Origin of the sequence: Spiroplasma endosymbiont of Panzeria rudis (assembly GCF_964019705.1) — a bacterium.
Lineage (GTDB): Bacteria > Bacillota_I > Bacilli_A > Mycoplasmatales > VBWQ01 > Spiroplasma_E > Spiroplasma_E ixodetis_A.
The window spans coordinates 1,018,876-1,043,926 of sequence record NZ_OZ026460.1 but is presented as its reverse complement, the minus strand read 5'-3'; the positions used below and the strand labels follow the sequence as shown (position 1 = coordinate 1,043,926).

Sequence of the window (25,051 nt, the reverse complement as noted above, 5' to 3'; positions counted from 1 at the left end):
CTTGGAAGTACTGTAGAGTATATATAAAAAATAATAAGAATGTTCAGTTAATGAACAATTTAATCCTAACATTTTTGAAATTATTTTTTTAAAAAAATCAAAATAACACTTAATAATGAAAAATATTATAAAAAGAACACCAAATAAAAAAGAATGTATAATTATGAACAGAAAATAGTTTATATTTTTCAGAAAAATTATCTAAGGGGGAAAAACAATATGAGAAACATGAAAACATTACTACGACTAATGGGTGCTGCTGCTTTAACAACAGTTGCAGCAAGTTCAGTTGTTGCATGTGGAACTCAAACAAAAGCGCCAACATTAGATGGCAAATATGCAGCATTACTAGGATGATATAGTGATGAAAATACAAGTACAATTAATCAAGAACTAAAAAAGGATTATACTGCTGGTAAAGAAAGTTATTCAATTTCTGTTCCTGCTGCTGATAGTACAAAAATTACAGCAACTAAATTTAACAAAAAATTATTAAAAGCAGGTGACGGTGCTGATGTTGACAAATTTAAAGCAAAAGATGCTGATGCTGCAGCGTTTTTAAAAGATTTAGGATTTACATCTGGTAGCACTACTGCTTTTTATAAAGCTGAAGAAGTTACATCTATTACTGCTTTATCTGCAAAAGTTGAAAGTACTGAAGCAGGTAAAATTGAAGCTGTTGGTACAACTGATTTTAAAGTTGCAGCTGGTACTTGTCAAATTAATATTATGGATAAGGCAACTGGAGATGATGCCAAATCTGTAAAAAAATATACTATTAGTACTCTTAAGAAAGATACATTAGGTGTTCCTGCTCAAGTAGATACGCTTGTACAATCAGCAAAATTGGATTTAACTAAAGCTAATGGATTTGAACAAGGCAAAGATGTACTTAAGTCTTTACCTTGAAAAACTGAGAATTCTAAAGAAAAAAATCTATATAATTCTTTAGTTAACTTATTTAGCAAAGATAAAGTATCATTAGTTTGAACTTCTGATGATCAAGGTCAAACAGTGATACCTAAGTATACAGCTCAAAAAGTATACTTAACCGTAAAATTTGGAGAAGTAAAAGTTACAAATACTCTAGATTTTGGAACTCCACAAGCTTAAATATATTTTAAAAGATTGCAATTGCAATCTTTTTTAATTTATATTCTTTTTTTATCATTTAAAAAATATTATTAATAATTAAAATTATAAAAATAGTTTCAAATCAAGAAGAATATATAATAAATAGCAGAAAATAATTTATATTTTTTAGAAAATTATCTAAAAGGGGAGAAAATATTATATGAGAAATATAAAAACATTATTACGATTAATGGCTGCTACTACTTTAATTACAACTGTAGCAAGTTCAATTGTTGCCTGTGATTTTGAAACAAAAGGACCAATATTAAATGGTAAATATGCAAAATTATTAGGATGATATAGTGATGAAAATACAAGTTTAATTAATCAAGAATTAAAGAGGGATAAAACTACTGGTAAAGAGAAGTATTCAATTGAGGCTGATGACAGAAAAATTATGATGACTAATTTTAAAAACAGTTTATTAAACGCAAACGAAATTAGAAATCCAAATCAAGCAAAAGATGCTGATGCTGCAGCATTTTTGAAAGAATTAGGGATTACAAGTGGTAGTGAAAATGAAGAATATTTATCTGATGATGTTAAAAAAATTACTACCTTATCTGCAAAAATTACAAGTACTGAAGCGGGTAAAACTGAAGAAAATAATACAGGAACTGATTTTAAAGTTCTTGCTGGTACTTGTCAAATTGATATTATAAGCAAAGATGATGATAGTGTAGTAAAATCTTATACTATCAATACTGCTAAAAATGATGGATTAAATATTTCAAAGATAGTTATTACTAAACTTATTAGTGATAAAAATAGTTTAAAATTAACTGCTGCGCAAGGATTTAAACAAGGTGAGTCTGTTGCTGATTTTAAATTAGTAATAAATTCAGAAAGTAAACAAAAACAATTTGATTCTCTAGTTCAAATATTGAATACAAATGTTAGTACTCAGTTCCATGCTAGAGTTGATGATGGTCCATTAGTAACAGGAAATTTTAGAAATTTAAAAGTTTATTTAGCAATATATTTTGGTGATGTGCATCTTTTACCTAGAATAGATTGTGGTATACCACCAACTGTTTAAATCATTAAATATTTTAAAAGATATAATGACAGTTATTGTTAATTATCATATTTTTTTGTTACTATTAATACAAATGAAAATTATTAATAATTAGACATTTGAAATCAGAAGAAATTAAATTTATAACATTGATAAGTTAAAAAAATAAACTTTAAATGAGGACACAATTGTATCTTTCAATTTTATTAAGTGATATTATTAATTATAAAAATTAAAGAAGGAGAAAAAATATGTTAAAAGCAGGAAGTATATTAATATTTATTGTTTTTATTTTAGAATCAATATTTATAATTCCTTTATTATGAACAATACCCGCTTTTATTTTATACAAAAAAGTAAGTAAAGGTGAAGCGACTACTGATCAAAAAATTGCTTTAGCAATATTAGGAATTATCTTTGGTGCTGCATTAGGTATTATTGGTGGTATTTTTATATTAGTTGATTTAAACAATGATGAAAATAAAATCCAAAGATATTAATAAAAAACATCATTAATTAATGATGTTTTTTATTTTTTTAAATAGTTTTCCATTGGTTTTAATAAAAATTATTATATAATTTTTATAGTTTGATTTAAAAACAAATTAAAATTATTAACTAGGAGGAAAACAAATATGGAAGTTATTATTTTAGAAGCCACAAATCTGATGAATGAAATAATTTTACGTTATAAAAATGAAATTAACAAAATTCGCACCGGAAGAGCTAATCCTAATATCTTAGAAGGAGTTAATGTTAAATGTTATGGTGGTGTTGATAGTTTAAGTAATATTGCGCAAGTTAAAGTAGCAGAAGCACATCAATTATTAATTAAACCATATGATCGCAGTTTAATTAAAGACATTACAGAAGCTGTTACAAAAGCTGATTTGAAATTACAAATTAAAAGCGAAGCAGAGAATATACGTTTAATTTTCCCACAATTAACAGAAGACGTTCGTAAATCTTTAGTTAAAGATTTGAGTAAAAAAACTGAAGAATATAAAGTTAAAATCCGTAATTGTCGACGTGATGCTGTTCAAAATCTGAAAAAAATAAAATTACCAGAAGATCAAGAAAAGCATGCAGAAACTACAATTCAAGATTTAACTGATAGTAAAATTAAAGAACTTGTATTAATAGAAAACAATAAAAAAGCCGATTTAATGAAAATTTAGCAATAAAGCAATAAAGCAATAAAAAGTTAGGGGTTAAATATTGTGAAAAAAAAGATAATAAATAAAGAAAATATAAAATCTAAAATTTCTTTTTTTGCAAAACTTAGTAATTTTTTTAGAACCTATCGAAATCGTATTCTTACAAGCTTTATGTTAATTGCTTGTGGTGTATTATGAATGTTTATTGGGGCAGTTTATTTAGAACCAATTTTTGGTAATAAACCACAGTGATCAGCCTATACATTTATGATAATTAATACTTTAATTTTTATTGGTTGTTTATGAGAAATTATTAATTTAAAAAAAGAATCAAATTGATCAATTGTACTTAAAATTTCTATAATTTTAACAGGAGTCATACTTTTATGAGTTCCGCTTGGTAAAGAAACTTTTGGTCCATATATTTATAATCATTATTGATTTGAAACTTGAATGACTTTATTAACTTTATTATTTTTCATTTGTATTTTTATTTTAATTGCTTGACGAAGTAAAAATTTTCAATTAAGTGATGTTATTTTTATTTTTACTTGAATTATTTATTTAGTATTTGTTGTTAAAGCTGTTAATTTTTTAATGTTATCAGAAATTAAACTTTCAAAACTAGGATGACCAACATTATTGTTTTTATTCATTATTGTTATGTCTAATGATGTTGGTGCTTTTATTGGTGGTATAATTTATGGTAAAACAAAAATGGCACCAAGTATATCACCAAATAAAACTTGAGAAGGTGCTATTACTGGTTTAATAACAGCAGTTATTTTAAGTATGATAACAGTAACTGTTTTTTTAGAAACAAGTAATTATAATCCATTGCCTTTTTTAGAAGTTAATAGTAAAGCACCAATCTATATTGCTTATTTTGCTACTAGTTTTATTCTTTCAATCGTTAGTCAAATGGGTGATTTATTATTTTCTTATTTGAAACGTAATTATCATGTTAAGGATTTTTCAAATATTTTACCTGGACATGGAGGATTATTAGATCGTTTAGATTCATTTTCAACAGTAGTTATTTTTGGTTCTCTAATTACTCTAGCAGCTATTGCTTAATATATAAAATTTAAGGATGAAGTTATGTATATATTTTTAGCCATTTTAATTGGTTTATTTACAATATTATTTTTAATTACATTGCATGAATTTGCTCATTTTGTAATTGCTAAATTATCAGGAGCATATGTATATGAATTTGCTATTGGTATGGGACCAAAACTTTTGCAGTGAGGTAAAAAAGAAACACGTTATACTTTAAGACTATTACCATTGGGTGGTTATGTTTCTATTGCTTCAGAAATTGCTGATGCTCCTAAAGGACGAGAAGATGAAGTAATTGATGGTAAACGAATGATGGAAAACTTGCAACGTGGTAAAAAAGCAGCTTTCATTAGTGCAGGTGCACTAATGAATTTATTATTAGCTTTTATTTTATTAATGATTGGATATGGAATTTATCCACATAAATATGATCCTAACTTGCCACCAACTTATGCAACAACAGGACCATTATATGAAGCAGTTAAAGAATATAATGAACATAATCCAACTTTTAAAATTTTAGATACTGATGCTATTACTAGTATTTATAATACTGGTGATATTGAATCTAAACAATCAATTAAATCATATTATGATTTAGAAGCATGATTAAGTAAATATAATAAAAAGACTACTAATGGTACAGTTATTGCTGATTACGAAATTACTTTTGATAATAAAAATGATAAAACTGTTACTTTTAAACCAGTAGAACAAAAAGGTGTACTATTCATTGGTGTTAGTCAAGGTAGTTATTATTTAAATGCAGGGCAAGTTATTAGTAATGGTATCATTGATACTTTTAAAGATAGTTACAGTCTTTTACAAGCATTAGGACAATTAGTTACTTTTCATTGACAAAATTTATCAGGACCTGTTGGTATTGTTAAATCAACTAATAGTTTTTTAAATCCTGATTTATCATCAACACAAGCAGCAAGTACATATTTTCGTTGAGCAGCATTATTATCATCTAATTTATTTTTATTAAATATGTTACCAATTCCGCCATTGGATGGTTATAAATTTGTTGAAAATGCAGTTGAAGCGGTAACAAGAAAAAAATTAAATGAAAAATATAAAATTATTGTCAGTATTGCTGGAGCTATATTATTTTTAGTTATCTTTATTGCTATTACTATTAAAGATATATTTTTTTAATCTTTACTTTATAATAAAATCTTATTATAAATAGGATAATAAATTTGAATGAAAAAGTTTTGAGTAATTTTCTTAATTATTTATATTTTAAAAAAATAAAATAGTTACTATTTTAAGTGAACAATATTGTTCACTTTTTATTTTATTTTGAAATATACTTTATAAGTATAAAAACTAAAATTTATATCGATTATTTGCTCCTAAGAGAATTATTTTTTCTTCAACAAATTTCTGAATAGCTATCATTGCATTTTCTGTTAATGTATTAAGATTAGACAAATTAGAATTAGTTTGCAAACTTTTTTTAGACTTTCAACGTAAATCTTTCTTAAATCACTACTAATATTAACTTTAGTAATACCAGCTTTAATTGCTAGAGTTAATTGTTCATCATTAATAGTAATATTATCATGTAATACTAAAAAAAATTCAGGCATTTTAATAGCAATTTCTTTAATTAGAGAAATTTTTAAATCTTGTCTATTATCTTGATGATGACTATTGATAGCAGTAAATACAAGACAATTAATATTAGTTTTATTTCTAAATAATATTGCTTGTTCAATTAAATTAATGTCATTAGTAATATCTCCTTTTGTATTATTGTAAAAAATCTCTGATTCAACAATAATACAAAAGGAGCAGCAAAATGAACAATATCTTTAGTTTTTTCAATATTTTCTTTAATTGGATAGTTACTGTAATTTAACATAACTGAACTAAAATCAGATGTAATTTTAGTTTTAATAAAGTGTGGATCAAGACAGTGGTCTAGTTGTAAAAAAATTGGTACTTTTGCACGATTAATAACATTATTAATAATAGCAAGTACATATTTTAAATCAATACAATTAATAGTGTTAGGTGTTATCATTAAACATATTGGTGCTTTTTGTTTTTCGGCTACATTAGTAATTGCAATTAACATTTCTAAATTATCAAAGTTAAAACTTGGGATTGCGTATTTGTTAATTTGTGCATGTTTTAACATTGTTTTCAAGTTAATTTTCAATTACAATCACCTAACTTTTCTTTTTTTTAATTATATCAATAATATTTATCATGTAAGGAATATAAGATATGTTTTAAATTTTTACTTTTTTCTTTTCTTTTTAATTTTGCTTTTCTTTTTTTTATTAAGTTGACGTAATATTTTTTGATAAAAATCATATAAACGATGTTCAGAAGTTTGATAACGTTTGAACATTAAGTTATTAATTCAAATATAAAAATATTGTAAACTGAAAACTAAACCAAAAACAAAAACAACAGCACTAGCAGCGATTAATCATCCATATTCGCCATTTGAATAATCAAAGAAAAAATATGGATATCATGTATCTCTTGGTGGATGACCAGTTTCTATAAAATCTAAATAACGTAAATGACCTCTAATTAGAATAACAATACAATAAATTGCTGGATAAATAACAATTAATCATAAATATATTTTATGTTGTTGTTTCATATTAATATATTGATGACCTGACGTAACAATAAAACTAGTAATCATAATTATTGGCATTAATAAGTGTAAAATTAATGTTGCAATTCAATTATAAGCACTGTATTGTTTTGGATCTTGCTCAGCAGTGAAAATACCTATTCAAAATACTAACATCGTAATAGTAATATAAACAGTTACTGCTAATCGAGTTTGAAAACTTGGTTTAGTACCACGAAAATAAGAATCAAATAAATAAACACAAAAATAAATAACAACCATATAATTACTCTCAGTAGTAAAAAAAGCATAGTAGTTACTTACTCGTTCACTATATCCTAAATGTTCAAATTTTTCCATTGGATAATATATTGCACTAATTAAATCAATAATTAAAAATAAAATTATCATTATTAATGCAGATAAACGTATATAAAAGTTGGCTTTGTTACTTAATTTATACATAATAATCCCACATCTTTTCTTTTTTCTTTGTATTATAATTCTAACATTAATTGTGTATTTTCTTCTAAATGTTCTAATACTCCTAACTTATTTAATAGTTGATAATTAGTTTTAGTAATATTAGTTCGTAGTTGTAAATCATTTTTTGAAGTAATTGCTTGTTCACTCCTTGCTTTAACAATTGAATTAGCCACAATTTCACCCAATCCATCTAAAGTAATAAATGGTGGTAAAATTTGTTTTTCACCATTTATTACTTTAACTTGAAAAAGTTTAGCATCAGAATGTTCTAAACTAATATTGCTAAATTTAATATTTCTAGCATTCATTTCTAATGCCACTTCTAATAATGGGATTAAATCTTTTTCTTTAGTAGTAACTGTATTTTTTTGACCATCATTTTTTCTTAATCTGTTATTAATATCTTTTAATTTATTAGTAATAGCACCAATACCTTGTAACATAGTTTTAATATCAAAAATTTCGCATCTTGTTGTAAAATAAGTAGCATAATATTCATGTGGATAATAAACTTTAAATCAAGCTACTCTTCATGCCATTAATACATAAGCAGTAGCGTGTGCTTTAGGAAACATATATTTAATTTTTTTGCAAGATTGAATGTATCAATTAGGAACTTTCTTTTCTTGCATTAACTTTTCATATTCTTGTTTAATGCCTTTTCCTTTACGGACATCTTCCATAATATTAAAAGCAATTTTTGCTGGTAAGCCTTGATATACTAAATAAGTCATAATATCATCACGACAACCAATTACATCTTTTAGTTTTAAACCTTGTTGTGAAATTAATTCATCAGCATTATTTAATCAAACGTCAGTACCATGTGATAAACCAGATATTTGTACTAATTCAGAAAATGAAGTAGGTAATGTATCACTTAACATTTTACGAACAAAACCAGTACCAAATTCAGGGATACCAATTGCTCCTGTTTTTTCGCCAAGTAAATCATCACTAGTAATATTTAAGGAACTTAAATTAGAAAATAATGATAAAACTTTTTCATCTTGATTAGGAATTGTTTTTGGATCAATACCAGTTAAATTTTCTAACATTTTTAATGCTGTTGGATCAACATGACCTAGAATATCTAATTTTAATAAATTATCATGAATAGCATTAAAATCAAAGTGGGTAGTTTTTCATGTAGAACTAGTATCATCAGCTGGAAAATTAATTGGTGTAAAATCATTAATATTATATTCTTTTGGTACAACAATAATACCACCAGGATGTTGACCAGTTGTTCTTTTAATTCCAACACATCCTTGACTTAGTAACTCTAGTTTTGCTGCACGCATATCTGATTGACCAATTTTTTCTGCATAAGCTTTAACATAACCATAAGCTGTTTTATTGGCAATTGTTGAAATTGTTCCGGCACGAAAAACATTTTCTTCACCAAACATTTCTTTAGTAAAATCATGAGCTTTATTTTGATATTCACCAGAAAAGTTTAAATCAATATCAGGTGTTTTATCACCATCAAATCCTAAGAATGTTTCAAAAGGAATATCATGACCATCAGTAATTAAATCAATATTGCATTGTGAACACATTTTTTTTGGTAAATCATAACCACACTTATAAGAACCATTACTAATAAATTCACTAGTTTTACATTGTGGACATAAATAGTGTGGTTGTAGTGGGTTAACCTCAGTAATGTTAGCAAAAGTAGCTACTAAAGATGAACCAACTGAGCCACGACTACCAACAAGATAACCATCTTGTAAAGATTTTTCTACTAATTTGTGTGCAATTCAATAAACAACAGCAAAACCATGAGTAATAATTGCATCTAATTCACGAGTTAAACGTTTTTCTACATATGTTGGTAATGGATTACCGTAACGATTTCATGCTTGTTCATAACAAAGATTACGTAATTTAGTATCAACATTAATAATACTTGGTGTAAATAAGCCATCTTTGATTGGTTTAATCATTTCAAATTGTTTAGCTAATTGCAAAGGATTATTAATAACAATATCATTAATTAAATTAGGGTCATCTAAAAAATTAAATTCTGTTAACATTTGATTAGTAGTTCTTAAATGTTGATCAGGATATGATGTAACTTTACCTTTACGATCAAATAATGGGTGCAATAAACCACCAATTGCTTTGCTATTAATAATAACATCACGATATATTTTTTCATGGGGATGTAAATAGTGGGCATCGCTAGTAGCAATTACTAATTTATTTAATTTAAGGGCATTATTAATAATTTTTTTAATAGTATCATGTAATTGTTCTTTAGTAATATTTCCTAACTGTATTAAGTGTTTATAAACAGCAGGTGGTTGGATTTCAATAAAATCAAATCACTTCATTATTTTAATTAGTTCTTCTTCACTTTTATTTAATGCTGTTTCAAAAACAGCACCATTTATACAACTACTACCAATTAATAATTCTTTTCTATTTTCATTAATTGCTTCTGATATGATTTTTGGTGTTTTATAAAAATACTTTGTATGAGATAGTGAAACTAATTGATATAAATCTTTTAAACCTAATTGATTTTTTGCAAAAATAGTAATATGTTCACCACGAAGTTTATAATTAATTTGTTCATTAATTAAGTTATTAATTTCTTGTAAATTAATACAATTAAATTCTGTTTTTAATTGTTGTAACATTTTTAAAAATACTTGTGCTAATACATTAGCATCATAATCAGCACGGTGAGCAATTTCATCATCATATTTAATGCCATAAGTACGACAAATAGTACCTAATCGATAATATTTTAGTTGTGGTAGAATTGCTCTAGATAATTGCAAAGTATCAATGACAGGATTATTTAAAGGCATGAAACCCAATTGTTTCATTGCTGCTTGTAAAAAACCAAAGTCAAAGTTAGCATTATGAGCAACTATTGTTTTATTACCAATTATTGAAATAATTGTTGGCAATATTTGTTGTAATGTTTGTTTATCTTTTAGCATAACATTGGTAATACTAGTAAGTTCAGTAATATGTTCAGGTATGGGATTATTTGGTTTAATTAAAATTGTATCTTGTTTTAAAATCATATTGTCTTTAACAATTGTATAACCAAATTCAATAATTTCGTGATAATTGGTTGATAAACCAGTTGTTTCTAAGTCAAGAACAATGTATTCTAAATCTAATAATGATGTATTAATATTATTTTTAGTAATACTAATATTATCGGGGATTAAATCCATTTCAACACCATACATTACTTTTAAGTTTGGATGTTTTTTAGCAGCATTAGCAATATCTGGGTATGCTTGTACATTTAAGTGATCAGTAAAACCAATTGCTTGGTGTCCTCATTTAGCTACTTGATTGATATAATCACTTGCTGAAGTAATACCATCCATAGCACTCATTTTAGTATGAGTATGAAATTCAATTCTTTTAGTTTTAGCATCATCATTATTGTTAGCATTTTTATTATTTAAATCGATAATTAAATCATCAATTCATAGTACTTGTTCTTTACTATAATTATCATAACGACTATTAGCATTAATTTTTATTCAATCATCAACTTTAATATTATCAAATTTCTCATCTCGTTGATCGCTATTAATAAATGCTTTGCAAGTAATTGCATCGCTATAATCAGTAATTCAAAATGAATAAAATCATTTTTGAGTTTTGGTTAAAAATTTATTAATTTTAAAAACTTTACCACTAATAATAATATTGGGTTCGTCGCCAATGATATCTTTAATGCTATGAGTTGGGTCTGTTATTTCTAAATTAACTTTTGCTTTTTTGCGATAAGTAGTGGTACTAAAATTTTTACTTACATTATTTTTAGTAATTTTAGTTTTTAAATTGTTGGTAATTTTGCTAATTTCTGTTTTAGATTCATTTTCATAACTAATAAATGGTTGCTCTGCTTTATTTATTTTAGTTTTTAATTGAATTTTTTTAAAACCATATTGTTGAAAGTAATTAATAAATTGTAAAAATTCATTAGTTATTAATTTCTCTTCAATACTATTATGAATAGTAATGGTAATAATATTATTTTTATAATTAATTGCTGAGTCGGGTAAAGAATAATAAATGCCAGCTAATAGTTGCAATTTATGAGTTTTAATATAATGAAAATATGTTAATACAGTTGATTCATCAGCAGTAAGAGAAACATTAAAATCGACACTAATATTCGAAACAGGTAATTTTTCAAAATGTTGTTCAAAACTTTTTAAAGTAGTAGTTGTTAGAAAATTAGGTAAATTGATGGTAATTATTACTTGTTGATTATGATGAAAATATTGTACTTTTTTAATAGTGGCATGATTAAATTCATTATTAACATCATTAAAATCCATTTCATGGAAAAGTTTTTGCAAATCTTGGTTCATATATTTTTCCCTCTCTTAATACTAAATAATTAACAATAATAACTATATTTTAATTAAAATATATTAAATCATTATTCTAATGTTTAATCAAATTTCATATTTTAATTATAACTTAATTAAAATTCTTATTCTTATTCTTATATAAAAAAAGTATGAAATTTTAGTTATAAAAAAAAATAAAAACAAAATAATTTAATTACAATAAAAAGTAATGCCTAAATATTAGGCATTACTTTTTATCATGAAGGTGTTATTGGATTATTTGTTTTAGGTAATGTTTCGGTTTCAAAAATAGCATTTATATTATTCACATTAAAATTTGAATTTAATTGTTGATTTCTTGTTTGTATAGATGGTTTATTAAAAGATTTTTTTTGTTCTTTTGGATAGGTTACACTTTATTGGACACTAATTACGTAGACAAGTGAACAAATTAGTTAAAAGAAAGGAACTATAATTATGGCCAATATTAACTCATATACCGATGAATTTAAAAAACAAATAGTAGCTTTATATCAAAGCGGTAAGTCAGTGTCTTGTCTTGCTAAAGAGTACAATGTTACAAGAGCAGCTACTTATAATTGAATTAAGCAATTTACTAATTCAGGCAGTTTTAAAACTAAAGATAATCGTTCTATTGAAGAAAATGAATTAATTAAATTAAGAAAAGAATTAAAACAGTTACGAATGGAAAATGATATTTTAAAGCAAGCAGCACTAATAATAGGCAGAAAATAGAAATTATTGCTAAAAATAAAGTTAAATATAAAATTCGCACAATGTGTCGTTTTTTAAAACTTTCTAAATCAACATATTATTTTAATTTAAAGGAAAAAGAAAAAAAACAAAATAATATTTATGATGAAGCTGTTATTAGTGCTTTTAAAGAAAATAAAGAAGTTTATGGAACAAGAAGATTAAAAGTTGTTCTAAAAGAAAAGAATATTTATTTGTCATGCAGAAAAATTAAAGAAATTATGAATAAACATAATTTAATATCAAAATACACTAAATTATCATTCAAAAATCATCATAATAAAGTCAACAATAGTCAAATAACCAATATCGTTAATAGAAACTTTAATAATAGGCTTAAAAATGAAGTTATTGTTAGTGATTTAACTTATGTTCAAGTTAATGGTAAATGAAACTATATTTGCCTATTAATTGACCTATTTAACCGCGAAATTATTGGACATAGTGTAGGTACTAAAAAAGATGCATCATTAGTACATCAAGCATTTATGCACTCAAATCGTTGTTTAAAAGATATTCAAATATTTCATAGTGATCGCGGTAATGAATTTAATAATAAAATTATTGATAAACTTTTACTAGCATTCAATCTTAATCGCTCTTTAAGCAAAAAAGGTTGTCCTTATGATAACGCTGTTGCTGAAGCAACTTTTAAAACTTTCAAAATTGAATTTATTAATGATAAAAATTTTACATCATTAATCCAATTAAAATTAGAATTATTTGATTACATCAACTGATATAACAACATAAGAATTCACAGCACTTTAAACTACTTAACTCCAGTTAATTATCAAAAATAAATGTCTACCAAAAAATAGTCCTAAAAAGGGTTGCCATTCCAAAAACCATCAAATCTTCTTTGCCTTTTAGGAACTATTACAGGAGTAAAATTACTATTGCGATCTCTTGGTACATCAATTTCAATTTTACCTTGTTGAGTTATTAATTTTTTTGAACTTGTACCATTACGAGCATTTTCAGTAGTACTATGTTGATTTTTTTCATATCCTAAATAATTTTGCATTTCAGAATTCAACATTTTTTCAACTAATCTTTTTGTTAATTCTTTATATAAACCGCCAGGTTTAAAAACTGTTGTTAAATCTTCAGTATTTTCTAGTAATAAATCTACTGCTTTTGATATTGGATCATTATTATTAAAGTTATCTTTTTTAGCCATCTGTAACTCACTCTTTCTAGTCATTTAATTATATTTACTAGAATTAATTAAACATAGTTATTTTTGTAAGTTACACAGATTACTAAACATTTCCTAAAAAGTTGTTATATTAAAAAATAAATTATTCTTTTATTTTAACTCTTTTGACTCAATTTCATCAATGTTGTTACTTCTTCTTCTGTCAAATAACGATATTCACCCATTGTTAAACCTTTTAAAGTAATATTAGCAACTTGTAAACGTTTTAAAGTAATTACTCTACTTCCTATTGCTTTAATCATACGTTTAACTTGTTGATTTTGTCCCTCATGAATGGTTAGATGTAGTAAAGTATTTTCTTTTTTTATATTTTTATAAATTATTTTAACAATAGCAGGAGAAGTTGTAAATGAAGTTGATAAAATAATACCGTCTTGTAGTTTTTTAATAGCATTTGATGACAAAATACCACTTGCCAATACTTCATATACCTTATCTATTTTATAACGAGGATGAATAATAGCATTAGTAAATTCACCATCATTAGTCATTAACAACAAACCTGAAGTATCAAAATCTAAACGACCGACTGGGTAAATTCTACTATTAATATTAGTAAAATAATTCATTACCGTTGGTCGATTTTTAGGATCACTGACTGTTGTTAAACAATTAGGTGGTTTATAAAATGCTAAATAAATATGATTAGATTGCTTAATAATTTGATTATTAACTTTAATAACATCACTACTTGTAACTTTAAAACCTAACGTTGTAATAATTTGCCCATTAACTGTTACTTGCCCATTAATAATTAGTAATTCTGCTTTTCGTCGTGAACATACTCCAGAATTAGCAATAGCTTTTTGCAAGCGTTCTAAATCATTATTCATTAGTAAAGTTGTAGATTTCTTGTTCATCATTTTGGTTATTAAATTGAGGCAAAGTTGGTAATTGAGTTAAAGATTCGATATTAAAATGATCCATAAATTCATCAGTTAAATCATATAAAATTGGTTTTCCTGGTAATTCACTACGACCAATCTCAGTAATTAAATTTAAACTTTTTAGTTTAAAAATAATAGAATCACAATTTACACCACGAATATCTTCAATTTGTGGTTTAGTAACTGGATGATTATAAGCAATAATAGCTAGTGTTTCTAAAGCTGCTTGTGATAAACGTATTAAAGGTTGTTGTTTTAATACTTGATAGCGATTATAATGAATAGGTTTTGTTGTTAATTTATAAATATTACCAACTTTAATTAAACTTAAACCACTGGTATCATCATCATTTAATTTCATTTGTAAAGACACAATTAAATTTTCAACAGTCTTTGGTTTTTTTGTTAATTCTAAATATTCAGCAAGTGTTAATAAATCAAGGCCTTCATTGCCAGCAATAAATAATAAACCTTGTAAAACTGCTAATCTTTCGTTTGTTTTTCAATTGCTATTATTCATTTTTCTCACCTCGATAAATTACTGTAATTTCAGTAAAAGTATTAGTTTGTATAATATGTAAAATTTGATGATTTGCAAGATCTAAAATTGCAATAAAAGTAATAATAAAATAATGTAAAGTTAATGCTTTAGTAAAAAATAATTGTTCTAAAGTAAAGTGTTGCTTGGGGTTTTTCTTCAGTAACTGTTTAATTTCTTTAGCTCGATCTTCAGCTGAAATTAAGTTTAATGCTAAATTAACTGGTAATTTATTTTCATTTTGTAGTCTATTAAATAAGTTTAACATTGCTTGTGTTAATTTATTAATATTATTTTTTACCAAAATTGGTGTAATTTCATCAACTAAATATGTTTTTAAATCACTAGGTGTTTTTGTTAATAATTGGGTTCTATATAAAGCCTGTTCTTTAAAATAATTACTTATTTCTTTGAATTTTTTATATTCTAATAAACGAGCAATTAATTTTTGACGATTAACTTCATTTTCATAAGCACTATCTACCACTAGTTCTTGTTTTGGTAATAATTGTTTTGATTGCAATTCTAATAAATAAGCAGCAATCGGTAAATATTCACTTACTAAATCAATGTTTTTAATTAATTCTTCATTAATAAAATGAACATATTGGTTAGTAACATCATTTAGATTTAAATCTAAAATATCAATATTTTTTTCTTTAATTAAATGCAAAAGCAAATCCATTGGTCCTTGAAAAGATTCAATTGTAATTACTGGTTGTAACATTATTCTCGTTCCCTCAATATCATTTTATACTTATTAATATTAATTATAACTTAATTTAATAGTACTTGATTAATCTTTAATAAATAAAAAAACTTATTTTTAATTTTTTAATGATTAAAATAAGTTTTAAAAGTTATTATATATTTAAATATTATTATTTAACTTCACGTAACGTAATATGAATATTTTCAACATTTATTTCAAATTTTGAAGATGTCTTTATATCTGGAAAGCCTTTACTTAGGTCATATTCTAATTTAAAGTTTAAATTAAAATAACCATTTTTTTCGTTAGGATTAAGATTAAATCCACTTTCGGGATTAGTAATAGTTATTACACTATCATTTCATTTGGGAACAAAAATACTATAAATTTTATTAATATTAGCAAAATAACCCTTTGTTATAACTTGTTCTTTTATATTATTCATTTCCTTATAATCTGAAAAACTTTCTGAAGCATTTGGTAATTCCTTTACTGCATCAACTGTTCATTCAGAAAATATTTTTGAAATTTGTGTTGTTGCATCAACAAAAGTTTGGTTAATCTGAATAGCAGACTTACTTTCAATATCACCAGTATTAAAAGTAGATTTACCATGATTACCAACTAAGAAATCAATAGTAATATTACTAACATTACCATTAAATACAATTGATTTATCATCATTATTGGTCACCGTTGGATCTGCCATTTTAAATAAAGTTGATTTAGCATCATCTGAAAAATCACCTGAAAATTCAAAACTTAAACTTAAACCAGAATATTGAACTTTATCTTTAATGGCAACATTTAAATTTTGTTTAATATATGATAACTGAGTTCTAGCAATATCTTCTTTTGAAGGTGCATCAATTTTTCCACTAATTGGTAAGTTTTCAACATTAACATTTAAAACATTATCTTTAATTTCTCCATTAATAAGTTTCTCAATAAAATATTTAATTGCATCAGCTTTTTTTTGATCACTAGTATGACTTGTATCATTATTAATTGTAATTTTAATATCTTTAGTAACTGATGGTAAATTTAAATAAGAGATTTCCGCTTTTACTCATAAATAACCATTGACTAATTCACTACCAGTTGGTAAAACAAACTTAGGTTTTTCTTTTTCATCATTATCATTATCTTTTTTTGGAACATAGTCCATAATTTTGACATGTGCATCAGGGTGATATCAATTTGTTGGATGTTCATTGGTACTTTCTTTAAGTTTACTAGAGAAAAAGTTACCAATAGCTGTTTGCACAGAAGTATCTAATTTGCTAAAAATTTTACCTTTCATTTCTCCTATATTGGTATCATCTGATAAATTAAGATCAGCCTTAATTTGCACACTACTATCAGTAACAAAAGAGGCAGCAAAATTAAGAATATCCCTTGGAGTCATTTGATTATTTTCACTACCACAAGCAACAACTGTTACAACTGGTGTTGTTGCTAAAGCAAGTGTGCCCAGTAATTTTAATAAAGATTTCACAAAAACGCTCCTTATCATTTCATTTAATTAATATTTTTAAAATACTGTAACATTATAAACAATTTTAAACTAAATTACATTATTATTTCTAAAATTATTGGTTTAATATCGTATTTTTTATTAGTAATCTGAAATGTAGAAATTGCCAAATCTAAAAATTGTTGATGGAAATGTTGATCTTTATTAGTATGGAGTTCCATAATTACACTATTTTTTTCAACTTTTTGACCATGAATTTGTTTTAAATAAATTCCTGCCACCGGATCAATGATATCAGTTTTCATAGTTCTTCCTGCTCCTAATATTACTGATAATTCACCTAAAGCATAATTATTAGTAAAATCTAAATAGCCCGATAATTGCGCCTTAACTTTAATAATATATTTAGGTGGTGGTAATTTATCAATATTATCAAGATATTTAGTATCTCCACCTTGACTTTTAACAAAATCATAAAAAATTTGTAGTGGTTTTTCACTAGTAAACATAGCATTAACTTTATCAATACCCTCTTTTAAGTTTTTTACCTTTTTAGCTCCCAATAAGGCTAAAGCTACTAAATTACTAACAAGGATCTTCAAATCTTCTGGTCCTTTATTTTTTAAACTTAAAATAACTTCTTGTAATTCTAGTGCATTACCAATTGTTCGTCCTAAAGGCTTATTCATATCACTAATAATAGCATAAATTTTTTTATTAAAAGCTTTACCAATATGTACCATTAATTTTGCTAACTCTCTTGCAGTTACTATATCCTGAACAAAGGCACCTTTTCCGCATTTAATGTCTAGTAAAATTAAATCAGCGCCCATTGCTATTTTTTTAGACATAACACTAGCAGCAATTAATGGTAATGAATCAACTGTTCCTGAAACATCACGTAATGCATATAATTTTTTATCAGCAGGCACTAAATTACTAGTTTGACTAATAATACTCATACCAACTTTATTAACAACTTTAATAAAATCTGATATTGCTAAATCACATTTAAAATTTGGAATTATTTCCAGTTTATCAATAGTACCACCAGTAATACCCAATCCTCTTCCAGAAATTTTTGCAACCTTTAATCCACAAGCAGCAGCTATTGGACCAAATACTAAACTAGTTTTATCACCAACACCACCAGTTGAATGTTTATCAATACTAAAACCAGTAATTTGTGATAAATCCATGGTTTCACCACTATTAATAATAGCTTTTGTATATTCTACTAATTCATCATTAGTCATTCCCTGAAAATAAACAGCCATTGCTCAAGCACTAATTTGATAGTCTGGTATTGTTTCATTGGCAATACCTTCTGTTAAAAATTTTAGTTCTTCTTTATTTAAACTTTGTCCTAATTTCTTTTTAGAAATTAAATCAATCATATACATTTTAATAAAACACCTTACTTTCTTTTTATTAAATAACAATTGCAATTGCAATTGCATTAGTTTCATTATGTGATAAAGATAAAAGTAATTGATAATTCTTAATAATAGTTATTGGTTGATTATATTGATTATAGCTAATATCAATATTTTTAAATGTTAACTTTTCTTGTGGTAATGCCTTAAAAATTGCTTCTTTTAATGCTCATCTTCCTGCCAAAAATTCCTGTTGACGTTGTAAAGAATATTGATTAAAAAGTATAATTTCTTTTTTACTTAAAATTCTTTTAGCAAGTTCTTCAATATTTTCTATTCGATTTACTTCAATAATATCTATACCTACACTACGCATTGTTAACTCCTTATATAAAATAAAAGGTTAAAACCCTAAAATCCTTGTTTTTATTATATAATTAATATGAAAGAAAGTGTGATATTAATTTCAATAAATCAAATAAATTTTGAAAAGATGGTGGTATATTAATGACATTTTACTTAAATCAAAAACAAAAATCATTAATTAAAGAACACTACCAAAACTATAAAGTTGATAATAAAAATAGTAGTTATGAATTATTTCAATATCATAATATAAAAATTGAAATTTATCAAGAAAAAGTTATTTTTAAAGGTACTAAAGAAGATATTATTGCAGAATATCGCAGTATTTGAAATCAACTTGATGAAAATCAATCACCATGCATTGGCAATGCTGAATTTGGTATTAATAATTTTTTTGGTCCACTTGTTATTATTAGTTCTTATATTGGTTCAGGTAATTTAGAAAAATTACGTTTACTTAACATTCGCGATTATAAAGACTTATCACAAAGTAAATTTATTGAATTAGCACAAGATATTATGAAAACAATTATTTTTGAGTCAGTAATCATTAACAATCGTAAATATAATCAATGAATTGATGCGGGTTATAGCCCCAATATTATTAAAACTTGAGGAGAAAATCAAGCATTAGTTCGTATGTTACAACATAGAATTCAATATGATACTATAGTTATTGATCAATATATTAATGAAGATACATATTACAAATACATTGAAAATATGAAAGATAATCGTAATAAAATTATTAAAGATAAAGTTCAATTTGTTACTAATGCAGAAAGTAAGTATTTAGCTATCGCTTGTAGTACTATTATTAGTCGTTATTTATTTTTAGAAGAAATTAAAAAAATAAAAGGTATTGACACTAATACAATTCCATTAGGTACTGGAAAAGAAGTTAATGTATTTTTAGAAAAAATTAAAAATGAAAAAACAATTGAATTTAATAAATTTCTTGAACGTCATAGCAAAAAATCATTTACTGAATTTTTTAAATAAATAATTAAAACTTAATTTTTATTAACTATATATAAAAAGATATTTTTTATTTAAAAACTATTAAATAAATGATATAATCCAAATCAGATATATGTTTAAATATATTTTTAAGTCCTATTTTGTTTATAAAAACAAAATAGGACTTTTATACTTAAAGGAGAAAATAAAATGCCAAATGAAGAAAAAAAGCCTTTATTAGAAAAAAATAAACATAGTAATTATGGAGTTACTCATCAACAACCTTCTATAAATGATAGCAATTCAAGTAGTACTGAAAGTCTTAATAGTTCAAGTACAATTATCGAAATAGAAGATAGTGAAGAAAATAATTGAATAAATTGTAGTAGTCGTTATGGAGGAACAACACAAAAAAACTCGATGATAATGGAAATTGAAAATATGAAACCCAAATTAAAAATAACTTTGATAGTTTAACTTTTTTTAATGAAAGCACTATTACCATTAATAACAATCAATACTGACAAAAACTAACATTTGTTGAAAAAAATGGAACAGTAATTATAGTGATTTTAGAATTATTAAAAATAAACTTTAATAGAAATACAATAGAAATATATAAAAAAGAATACAATGATATTGATAAATATATTGATGATAATTTAGATTTAAAAACTTTTCAAAAAAAAGAAAGAAAATTATCACCCGAAAATCAATTCTTAGAAGGTATTACTATAAAAACTATTAATAATCTTAATAAATTTATAACAAATACCAACGCACTTAATGAACAATTAAAATTATTTAAAGAAAATTCTAATAATAGAGATTTAAATGTTTTATTAAAATTATATAAATATTTAACAATAATACAAAATTTTATTGATCAAACAAAACCAGGAATAATAAGAAATATTGCATATAAATTTTTAGGATTATTAGAAATTTATATTGGACTTACTGGTAAAAATTTACAAAGAGTAGTTTCTAATTTTCCCATTGATGGTAAAGAACACACATCCCAAGATTATATTGATGCTATATTTTGAAATTGACAAAATTATGTTATGGTATTACTTGATACTGCACTTGGCACATTTTTCACTTCAGCAGCTTCAAGTTGATCACGAGATGTTTTTTTTAATAAAAAAAACAAAACAAATCCCATTGAAATCAACCAATTTAATACCAGTGACTTTGAAAAATATAAAGAAATATTGGAAATGTTTAGTAATCTGTGTAACTTACAAAAATAACTATGTTTAATTAATTCTAGTAAATATAATTAAATGACTAGAAAGAGTGAGTTACAGATGGCTAAAAAAGATAACTTTAATAATAATGATCCAATATCAAAAGCAGTAGATTTATTACTAGAAAATACTGAAGATTTAACAACAGTTTTTAAACCTGGCGGTTTATATAAAGAATTAACAAAAAGATTAGTTGAAAAAATGTTGAATTCTGAAATGCAAAATTATTTAGGATATGAAAAAAATCAACATAGTACTACTGAAAATGCTCGTAATGGTACAAGTTCAAAAAAATTAATAACTCAACAAGGTAAAATTGAAATTGATGTACCAAGAGATCGCAATAGTAATTTTACTCCTGTAATAGTTCCTAAAAGGCAAAGAAGATTTGATGGTTTTGATCAACAAGTTCTTTCCTTGTATGCAAAAGGAATGACATTATCTGACATTAGAATGCAGTTGCAAGAGTTATATCATGGTGCTGATATTAGTGAAAGTGTTATTAGTCAAATTACTGATGATGTTATTGATGATGTTAAAGCATGACAAAATCGACCATTAGAAAGTATTTATCCTATTGTTTATTTTGATTGTATAGTAGTTAAAGTACGACAAGATAAACGGATTATTAACAAATCAGTTTATATAGCATTAGGAGTTGATTTAGAAGGCAAAAAAGATGTTTTAGGATTATGAATTAGTGAAAATGAAGGTTCTAAGTTTTGATTATCTAATTTCACAGAAATGAAAAATCGTGGCTTAAATGATATTCTTATTGCTTGTAGTGATAATTTAACAGGCATGTCAGAAGCAATACAATCAGTTTATCCTAAAACAGAACATCAATTATGCATTGTTCATCAAATTAGAAATAGTTTAAAATATGTTTCATACAAACATCGAAAAGGTCTAGTTGCAGATTTAAAACCAATTTATAGTGCATGTAGTGAAGAACAAGCAATGCAAGCTTTAGAATCGTTTGAAAGTAAATGAAATAAACAATATCCTCAAATTACTAAATCTTGATATAAAAATTGAGATAATTTAATGGTTTTTATTAGTTATCCAGTAGAAATCAAAAGAGTGATTTATACTACAAATGCTATTGAATCTGTTAATAGTCAATTACGAAAAATCATCAGAAATAAAAAAGTTTTTCCTAATGATATGGCAGTTTTCAAAATATTTTACTTGGCAATTGAAAATATAACAAAAAAATGAACATTGCCTATTCAAAATTGAAATATAGCAATTGCTCATTTTATGATAAAATTTGAAGACAGAATTAATCTAAATTAGTAACTTTGTAAAACAAAGATACACAGATTATTAAAAAGCCTCTGTTTTTTTTCTTTTTCCTTTAAATTAAAATAATATGTTGATTTAGAAAGTTTTAAAAAACGACACATTGTGCGAATTTTATATTTAACTTTATTTTTAGCAATAATTTCTATTTTCTGCCTATTATTAGTGCTGCTTGCTTTAAAATATCATTTTCCATTCGTAACTGTTTTAATTCTTTTCTTAATTTAATTAATTCATTTTCTTCAATAGAACGATTATCTTTAGTTTTAAAACTGCTTGAATTAGTAAATTGCTTAATTCAATTATAAGTAGCTGCTCTTGTAACATTGTACTCTTTAGCAAGACAAGACACTGACTTACCGCTTTGATATAAAGCTACTATTTGTTTTTTAAATTCATCGGTATATGAGTTAATATTGGCCATAATTATAGTTCCTTTCTTTTAACTAATTTGTTCACTTGTCTACGTAATTAGTGTCCAATAAAGTGTAACCTATCCATTAAATTTTATTACTTATAATTAAAATGTTTAAATAATTTTTCTTTTTTTATGCAGTTTAATAAAAAATAATTTTTCTTTTTCATTAAATTATATTTTATAAACAAAAAAAATAATTGATTATAATTGATAATATGTAAAGGAGAAAAAATAATGGACAGATTACTAGAAACCACAACGAAAACTATAGAAAAAACTAAAACCAAAAAGGCAAGTTGATTTAAGTTATTTAGATTAATTATAATTAAAATTAGTTACAGTTTTATTACGGCATTTTTATTTTTATTTTCAATAGTAATTTCGGTATTGAGCATTAGTGTTTTGTTTTTTTTAAATTTATCAATAGAAGATTTTATTATTGATTTACAATATTATATTATGATTTTTTATAATATATTTTTATTTATTTTTATTTTATTAAATGCTATAAAAATTTTTGGTACTCAATTTGAAGATAGTTCTTTCTTATTATTACTTACTAAACCTTATACAAGAAATTTTATTATTTTAACTCAATACGCTACTTTATTTTTTATGAGTTTAACTTTTATTTTCATAAATATTATTGCTTTATTAATATTTGGCGGGATTTGTGGAATTATTATAAAAGTTTCTTATTTAGCTTTTTACGTATTAACTATCCTAAAGTTTTTTGGCTTTTGCTCTTTATTTGCTGTTTTAGTTACTGTTGGTGTAGTAACAATGTTAGTTTTTACTCCATCACAAACAGTTTTTTTAATTTTTGTTATTTTCTGTAGTCTATTTTTATTAGGTGGTTTGCCTTACTCATTAACCAAAATAAATAGTGACATTATTAAAATTAATTTTGAAAATAATATCCAATATACTGTTAGTGAAATCAAAGAAGCAATTTTATTTAAACAAAATTTAGAAAAAGGATTAATTAAATATCCAAATTTAACAAAAGCTATTTTTGATTTTTATTCTAATCTTAGTGATCAAGAATTAAAGGATATTAAAAAAAATAATGTTATTAATAAGCGTATTGATTTTTATCAAAAATTAGGATTTATTAAAACAAATCCTACTGTTAAAACTCTTAGTGGTAAAACAACCACTTGAAAACCAATTGAATTTCAAAATAAAGATATATTTATGAAAATTACTTTTAATAGTTATTTTAAAAACTTAGATGAATTAAAAAATAATGTTGATAATAATCAAATTACAGAAGACTTAATTAATATAATTAATGATTATGATAAAAAGTATAATATTGATTCATTTATGGATCTGCAAAGTGGTAAAGCACCTTCACTATTAACATACGATACTGATATTAATAATACTTATATACAAATTACAGGTCCAATATTAGAAAAACCCGTTCCACTATCACCCAAGGAAATTAAAAATATTTTTATTGATACATATGCATATAAATTTGATTTTCGTAATGAATTTAATAAAATTTTTTATAATCCTGTTTATTTTTTAGTTAGAACAACCGAAGAATATATTTATAATCAAATTCATACTTATCGTCAGATTACTAATAATTCTGTTACTAATGATAAAAATTATAAAAATTACATTAGTATTGCAAATAGTTATCAATTTATCAATGCAATAAATTTTATTGAACATTGAAATCAAATTTGAACTTATTTTATGGACTACTATGGTGATTTTTGATTTGAACCTTATGCAACATCTAGTATCGATTTTGATACACAAAAAAATACTTTATTTAGTTATCCTGATTTTAAACTAACACTAAATAATAAAAAAATAAAAACTGATAACATTGATTATTTTCAAAATAATCAATCAGTTCTTGAAATATATTGTGGATTTTCTATCTTTTTATTCTTACTTTCTTATTTAATGTATAATCGAAAAATTGTTAGTTAGGA

Annotated in this window: 21 protein-coding genes and 2 pseudogenes; 12 read left to right on the top strand and 11 right to left on the bottom strand. The window is 24.4% G+C overall.

All coding sequences use genetic code 4. The annotated features are described in order from the left end of the window. Window positions 1-219: 219 nt before the first annotated feature. The 6 genes from AACK89_RS05805 to AACK89_RS05780 all read left to right on the top strand — a co-directional run bounded on the left by AACK89_RS05805 (window position 220) and on the right by AACK89_RS05780 (window position 5,532). Window positions 220-1,113, top strand: a complete 894-nt coding sequence (locus AACK89_RS05805) for a hypothetical protein (RefSeq protein WP_338977880.1) — start codon at window positions 220-222, stop codon at window positions 1,111-1,113. 181 nt (window positions 1,114-1,294) lie between these two features. After that, window positions 1,295-2,173, top strand: a complete 879-nt coding sequence (locus AACK89_RS05800) for a hypothetical protein (RefSeq protein ID WP_338977878.1) — start codon at window positions 1,295-1,297, stop codon at window positions 2,171-2,173. Between the two features lie 230 nt (window positions 2,174-2,403). After that, the gene (locus AACK89_RS05795; RefSeq protein WP_338976266.1) at window positions 2,404-2,652 is read left to right on the top strand and encodes a hypothetical protein; all 249 of its coding nucleotides are present in this window, start codon (window positions 2,404-2,406) and stop codon (window positions 2,650-2,652) included. Window positions 2,653-2,787: 135 nt separating this feature from the next. Then, window positions 2,788-3,330 (top strand): ribosome-recycling factor, encoded by a 543-nt coding sequence (locus AACK89_RS05790; protein WP_338960208.1) that lies wholly within the window; start codon window positions 2,788-2,790, stop codon window positions 3,328-3,330. Window positions 3,331-3,372: 42 nt separating this feature from the next. Further along, window positions 3,373-4,386 carry a phosphatidate cytidylyltransferase gene (locus tag AACK89_RS05785; RefSeq protein WP_338973363.1) on the top strand — a complete coding sequence of 338 codons (1,014 nt, stop codon included), beginning with the start codon at window positions 3,373-3,375 and terminating at the stop codon, window positions 4,384-4,386. A gap of 24 nt (window positions 4,387-4,410) precedes the next feature. Further along, the gene (locus AACK89_RS05780; protein ID WP_338977875.1) at window positions 4,411-5,532 is read left to right on the top strand and encodes a site-2 protease family protein; all 1,122 of its coding nucleotides are present in this window, start codon (window positions 4,411-4,413) and stop codon (window positions 5,530-5,532) included. A gap of 257 nt (window positions 5,533-5,789) precedes the next feature. On the opposite strand, the pseudogene AACK89_RS05775 reads toward AACK89_RS05780, so the two are convergent. The 3 genes and pseudogenes from AACK89_RS05775 to AACK89_RS05765 form a co-directional block, all read right to left on the bottom strand. Beyond that, a pseudogene (locus tag AACK89_RS05775) lies at window positions 5,790-6,523 on the bottom strand (class II fructose-bisphosphate aldolase). 102 nt (window positions 6,524-6,625) lie between these two features. After that, window positions 6,626-7,387 carry a Pr6Pr family membrane protein gene (locus tag AACK89_RS05770; protein WP_338977873.1) on the bottom strand — a complete coding sequence of 254 codons (762 nt, stop codon included), beginning with the start codon at window positions 7,385-7,387 and terminating at the stop codon, window positions 6,626-6,628. Between the two features lie 86 nt (window positions 7,388-7,473). Further along, entirely contained in the window at window positions 7,474-11,823 is a 4,350-nt protein-coding gene (locus AACK89_RS05765; RefSeq protein WP_338977871.1) for a PolC-type DNA polymerase III, read from the bottom strand. Between the two features lie 459 nt (window positions 11,824-12,282). On the opposite strand from AACK89_RS05765, the gene AACK89_RS05760 reads away from it, so the two are divergent. After that, a protein-coding gene (locus AACK89_RS05760) for an IS3 family transposase (protein WP_338977869.1) occupies window positions 12,283-13,382 on the top strand; the annotation gives its coding sequence in 2 pieces (ribosomal slippage) (window positions 12,283-12,526 and window positions 12,526-13,382; 1,101 coding nt in all). 41 nt (window positions 13,383-13,423) lie between these two features. Here the strand turns inward: AACK89_RS05760 and AACK89_RS05755 are convergent. From AACK89_RS05755 to acpS, 7 genes and pseudogenes are all read right to left on the bottom strand, one after another. Next, window positions 13,424-13,762: pseudogene (locus AACK89_RS05755) on the bottom strand (transposase); the annotation flags it as partial. Between the two features lie 134 nt (window positions 13,763-13,896). After that, on the bottom strand, window positions 13,897-14,634 hold the full coding sequence (locus tag AACK89_RS05750; protein WP_281748443.1) for a pseudouridine synthase: 738 nt from the start codon (window positions 14,632-14,634) through the stop codon (window positions 13,897-13,899). Then, window positions 14,627-15,208, bottom strand: coding sequence for an SMC-Scp complex subunit ScpB (gene scpB / locus AACK89_RS05745; protein WP_252319679.1), 582 nt, complete (start codon window positions 15,206-15,208; stop codon window positions 14,627-14,629). The genes AACK89_RS05750 and scpB overlap by 8 nt, the downstream gene beginning before the upstream one ends. Beyond that, window positions 15,201-15,953 carry a segregation/condensation protein A gene (locus AACK89_RS05740; protein ID WP_338975399.1) on the bottom strand — a complete coding sequence of 251 codons (753 nt, stop codon included), beginning with the start codon at window positions 15,951-15,953 and terminating at the stop codon, window positions 15,201-15,203. The genes scpB and AACK89_RS05740 overlap by 8 nt, the downstream gene beginning before the upstream one ends. 154 nt (window positions 15,954-16,107) lie before the next feature. Then, on the bottom strand, window positions 16,108-17,436 hold the full coding sequence (locus tag AACK89_RS05735; protein WP_338977867.1) for a hypothetical protein: 1,329 nt from the start codon (window positions 17,434-17,436) through the stop codon (window positions 16,108-16,110). 74 nt (window positions 17,437-17,510) lie between these two features. Continuing rightward, window positions 17,511-18,818, bottom strand: coding sequence for a thymidine phosphorylase (locus AACK89_RS05730; RefSeq protein ID WP_338977865.1), 1,308 nt, complete (start codon window positions 18,816-18,818; stop codon window positions 17,511-17,513). A 28-nt stretch (window positions 18,819-18,846) separates the two neighbouring features. Further along, window positions 18,847-19,167, bottom strand: coding sequence for a holo-ACP synthase (gene acpS, locus AACK89_RS05725; protein WP_338973757.1), 321 nt, complete (start codon window positions 19,165-19,167; stop codon window positions 18,847-18,849). Window positions 19,168-19,298: 131 nt separating this feature from the next. Here acpS and AACK89_RS05720 point away from each other — a divergent pair, with 131 nt between their 5' ends. From AACK89_RS05720 to AACK89_RS05705, 4 genes are all read left to right on the top strand, one after another. Further along, the gene (locus AACK89_RS05720; protein ID WP_338977864.1) at window positions 19,299-20,159 is read left to right on the top strand and encodes a ribonuclease HIII; all 861 of its coding nucleotides are present in this window, start codon (window positions 19,299-19,301) and stop codon (window positions 20,157-20,159) included. Window positions 20,160-20,327: 168 nt separating this feature from the next. Further along, the gene (locus AACK89_RS05715) at window positions 20,328-20,594 is read left to right on the top strand and encodes a hypothetical protein (protein WP_338975443.1); all 267 of its coding nucleotides are present in this window, start codon (window positions 20,328-20,330) and stop codon (window positions 20,592-20,594) included. Window positions 20,595-20,683: 89 nt separating this feature from the next. Then, complete coding sequence (locus AACK89_RS05710; protein ID WP_338977863.1) at window positions 20,684-21,373, top strand: hypothetical protein; 690 nt, start codon at window positions 20,684-20,686, stop codon at window positions 21,371-21,373. A gap of 57 nt (window positions 21,374-21,430) precedes the next feature. Continuing rightward, window positions 21,431-22,669 carry an IS256 family transposase gene (locus AACK89_RS05705; protein WP_338979304.1) on the top strand — a complete coding sequence of 413 codons (1,239 nt, stop codon included), beginning with the start codon at window positions 21,431-21,433 and terminating at the stop codon, window positions 22,667-22,669. A 151-nt stretch (window positions 22,670-22,820) separates the two neighbouring features. Here the strand turns inward: AACK89_RS05705 and AACK89_RS05700 are convergent, their stop codons facing one another. Then, window positions 22,821-23,099 (bottom strand): transposase, encoded by a 279-nt coding sequence (locus tag AACK89_RS05700; RefSeq protein ID WP_338977860.1) that lies wholly within the window; start codon window positions 23,097-23,099, stop codon window positions 22,821-22,823. A gap of 228 nt (window positions 23,100-23,327) precedes the next feature. Between AACK89_RS05700 and AACK89_RS05695 the strand changes: the two genes are divergently transcribed. Further along, complete coding sequence (locus AACK89_RS05695) at window positions 23,328-25,049, top strand: hypothetical protein (RefSeq protein ID WP_338977858.1); 1,722 nt, start codon at window positions 23,328-23,330, stop codon at window positions 25,047-25,049. The last annotated feature ends 2 nt before the right edge of the window (window positions 25,050-25,051 follow it).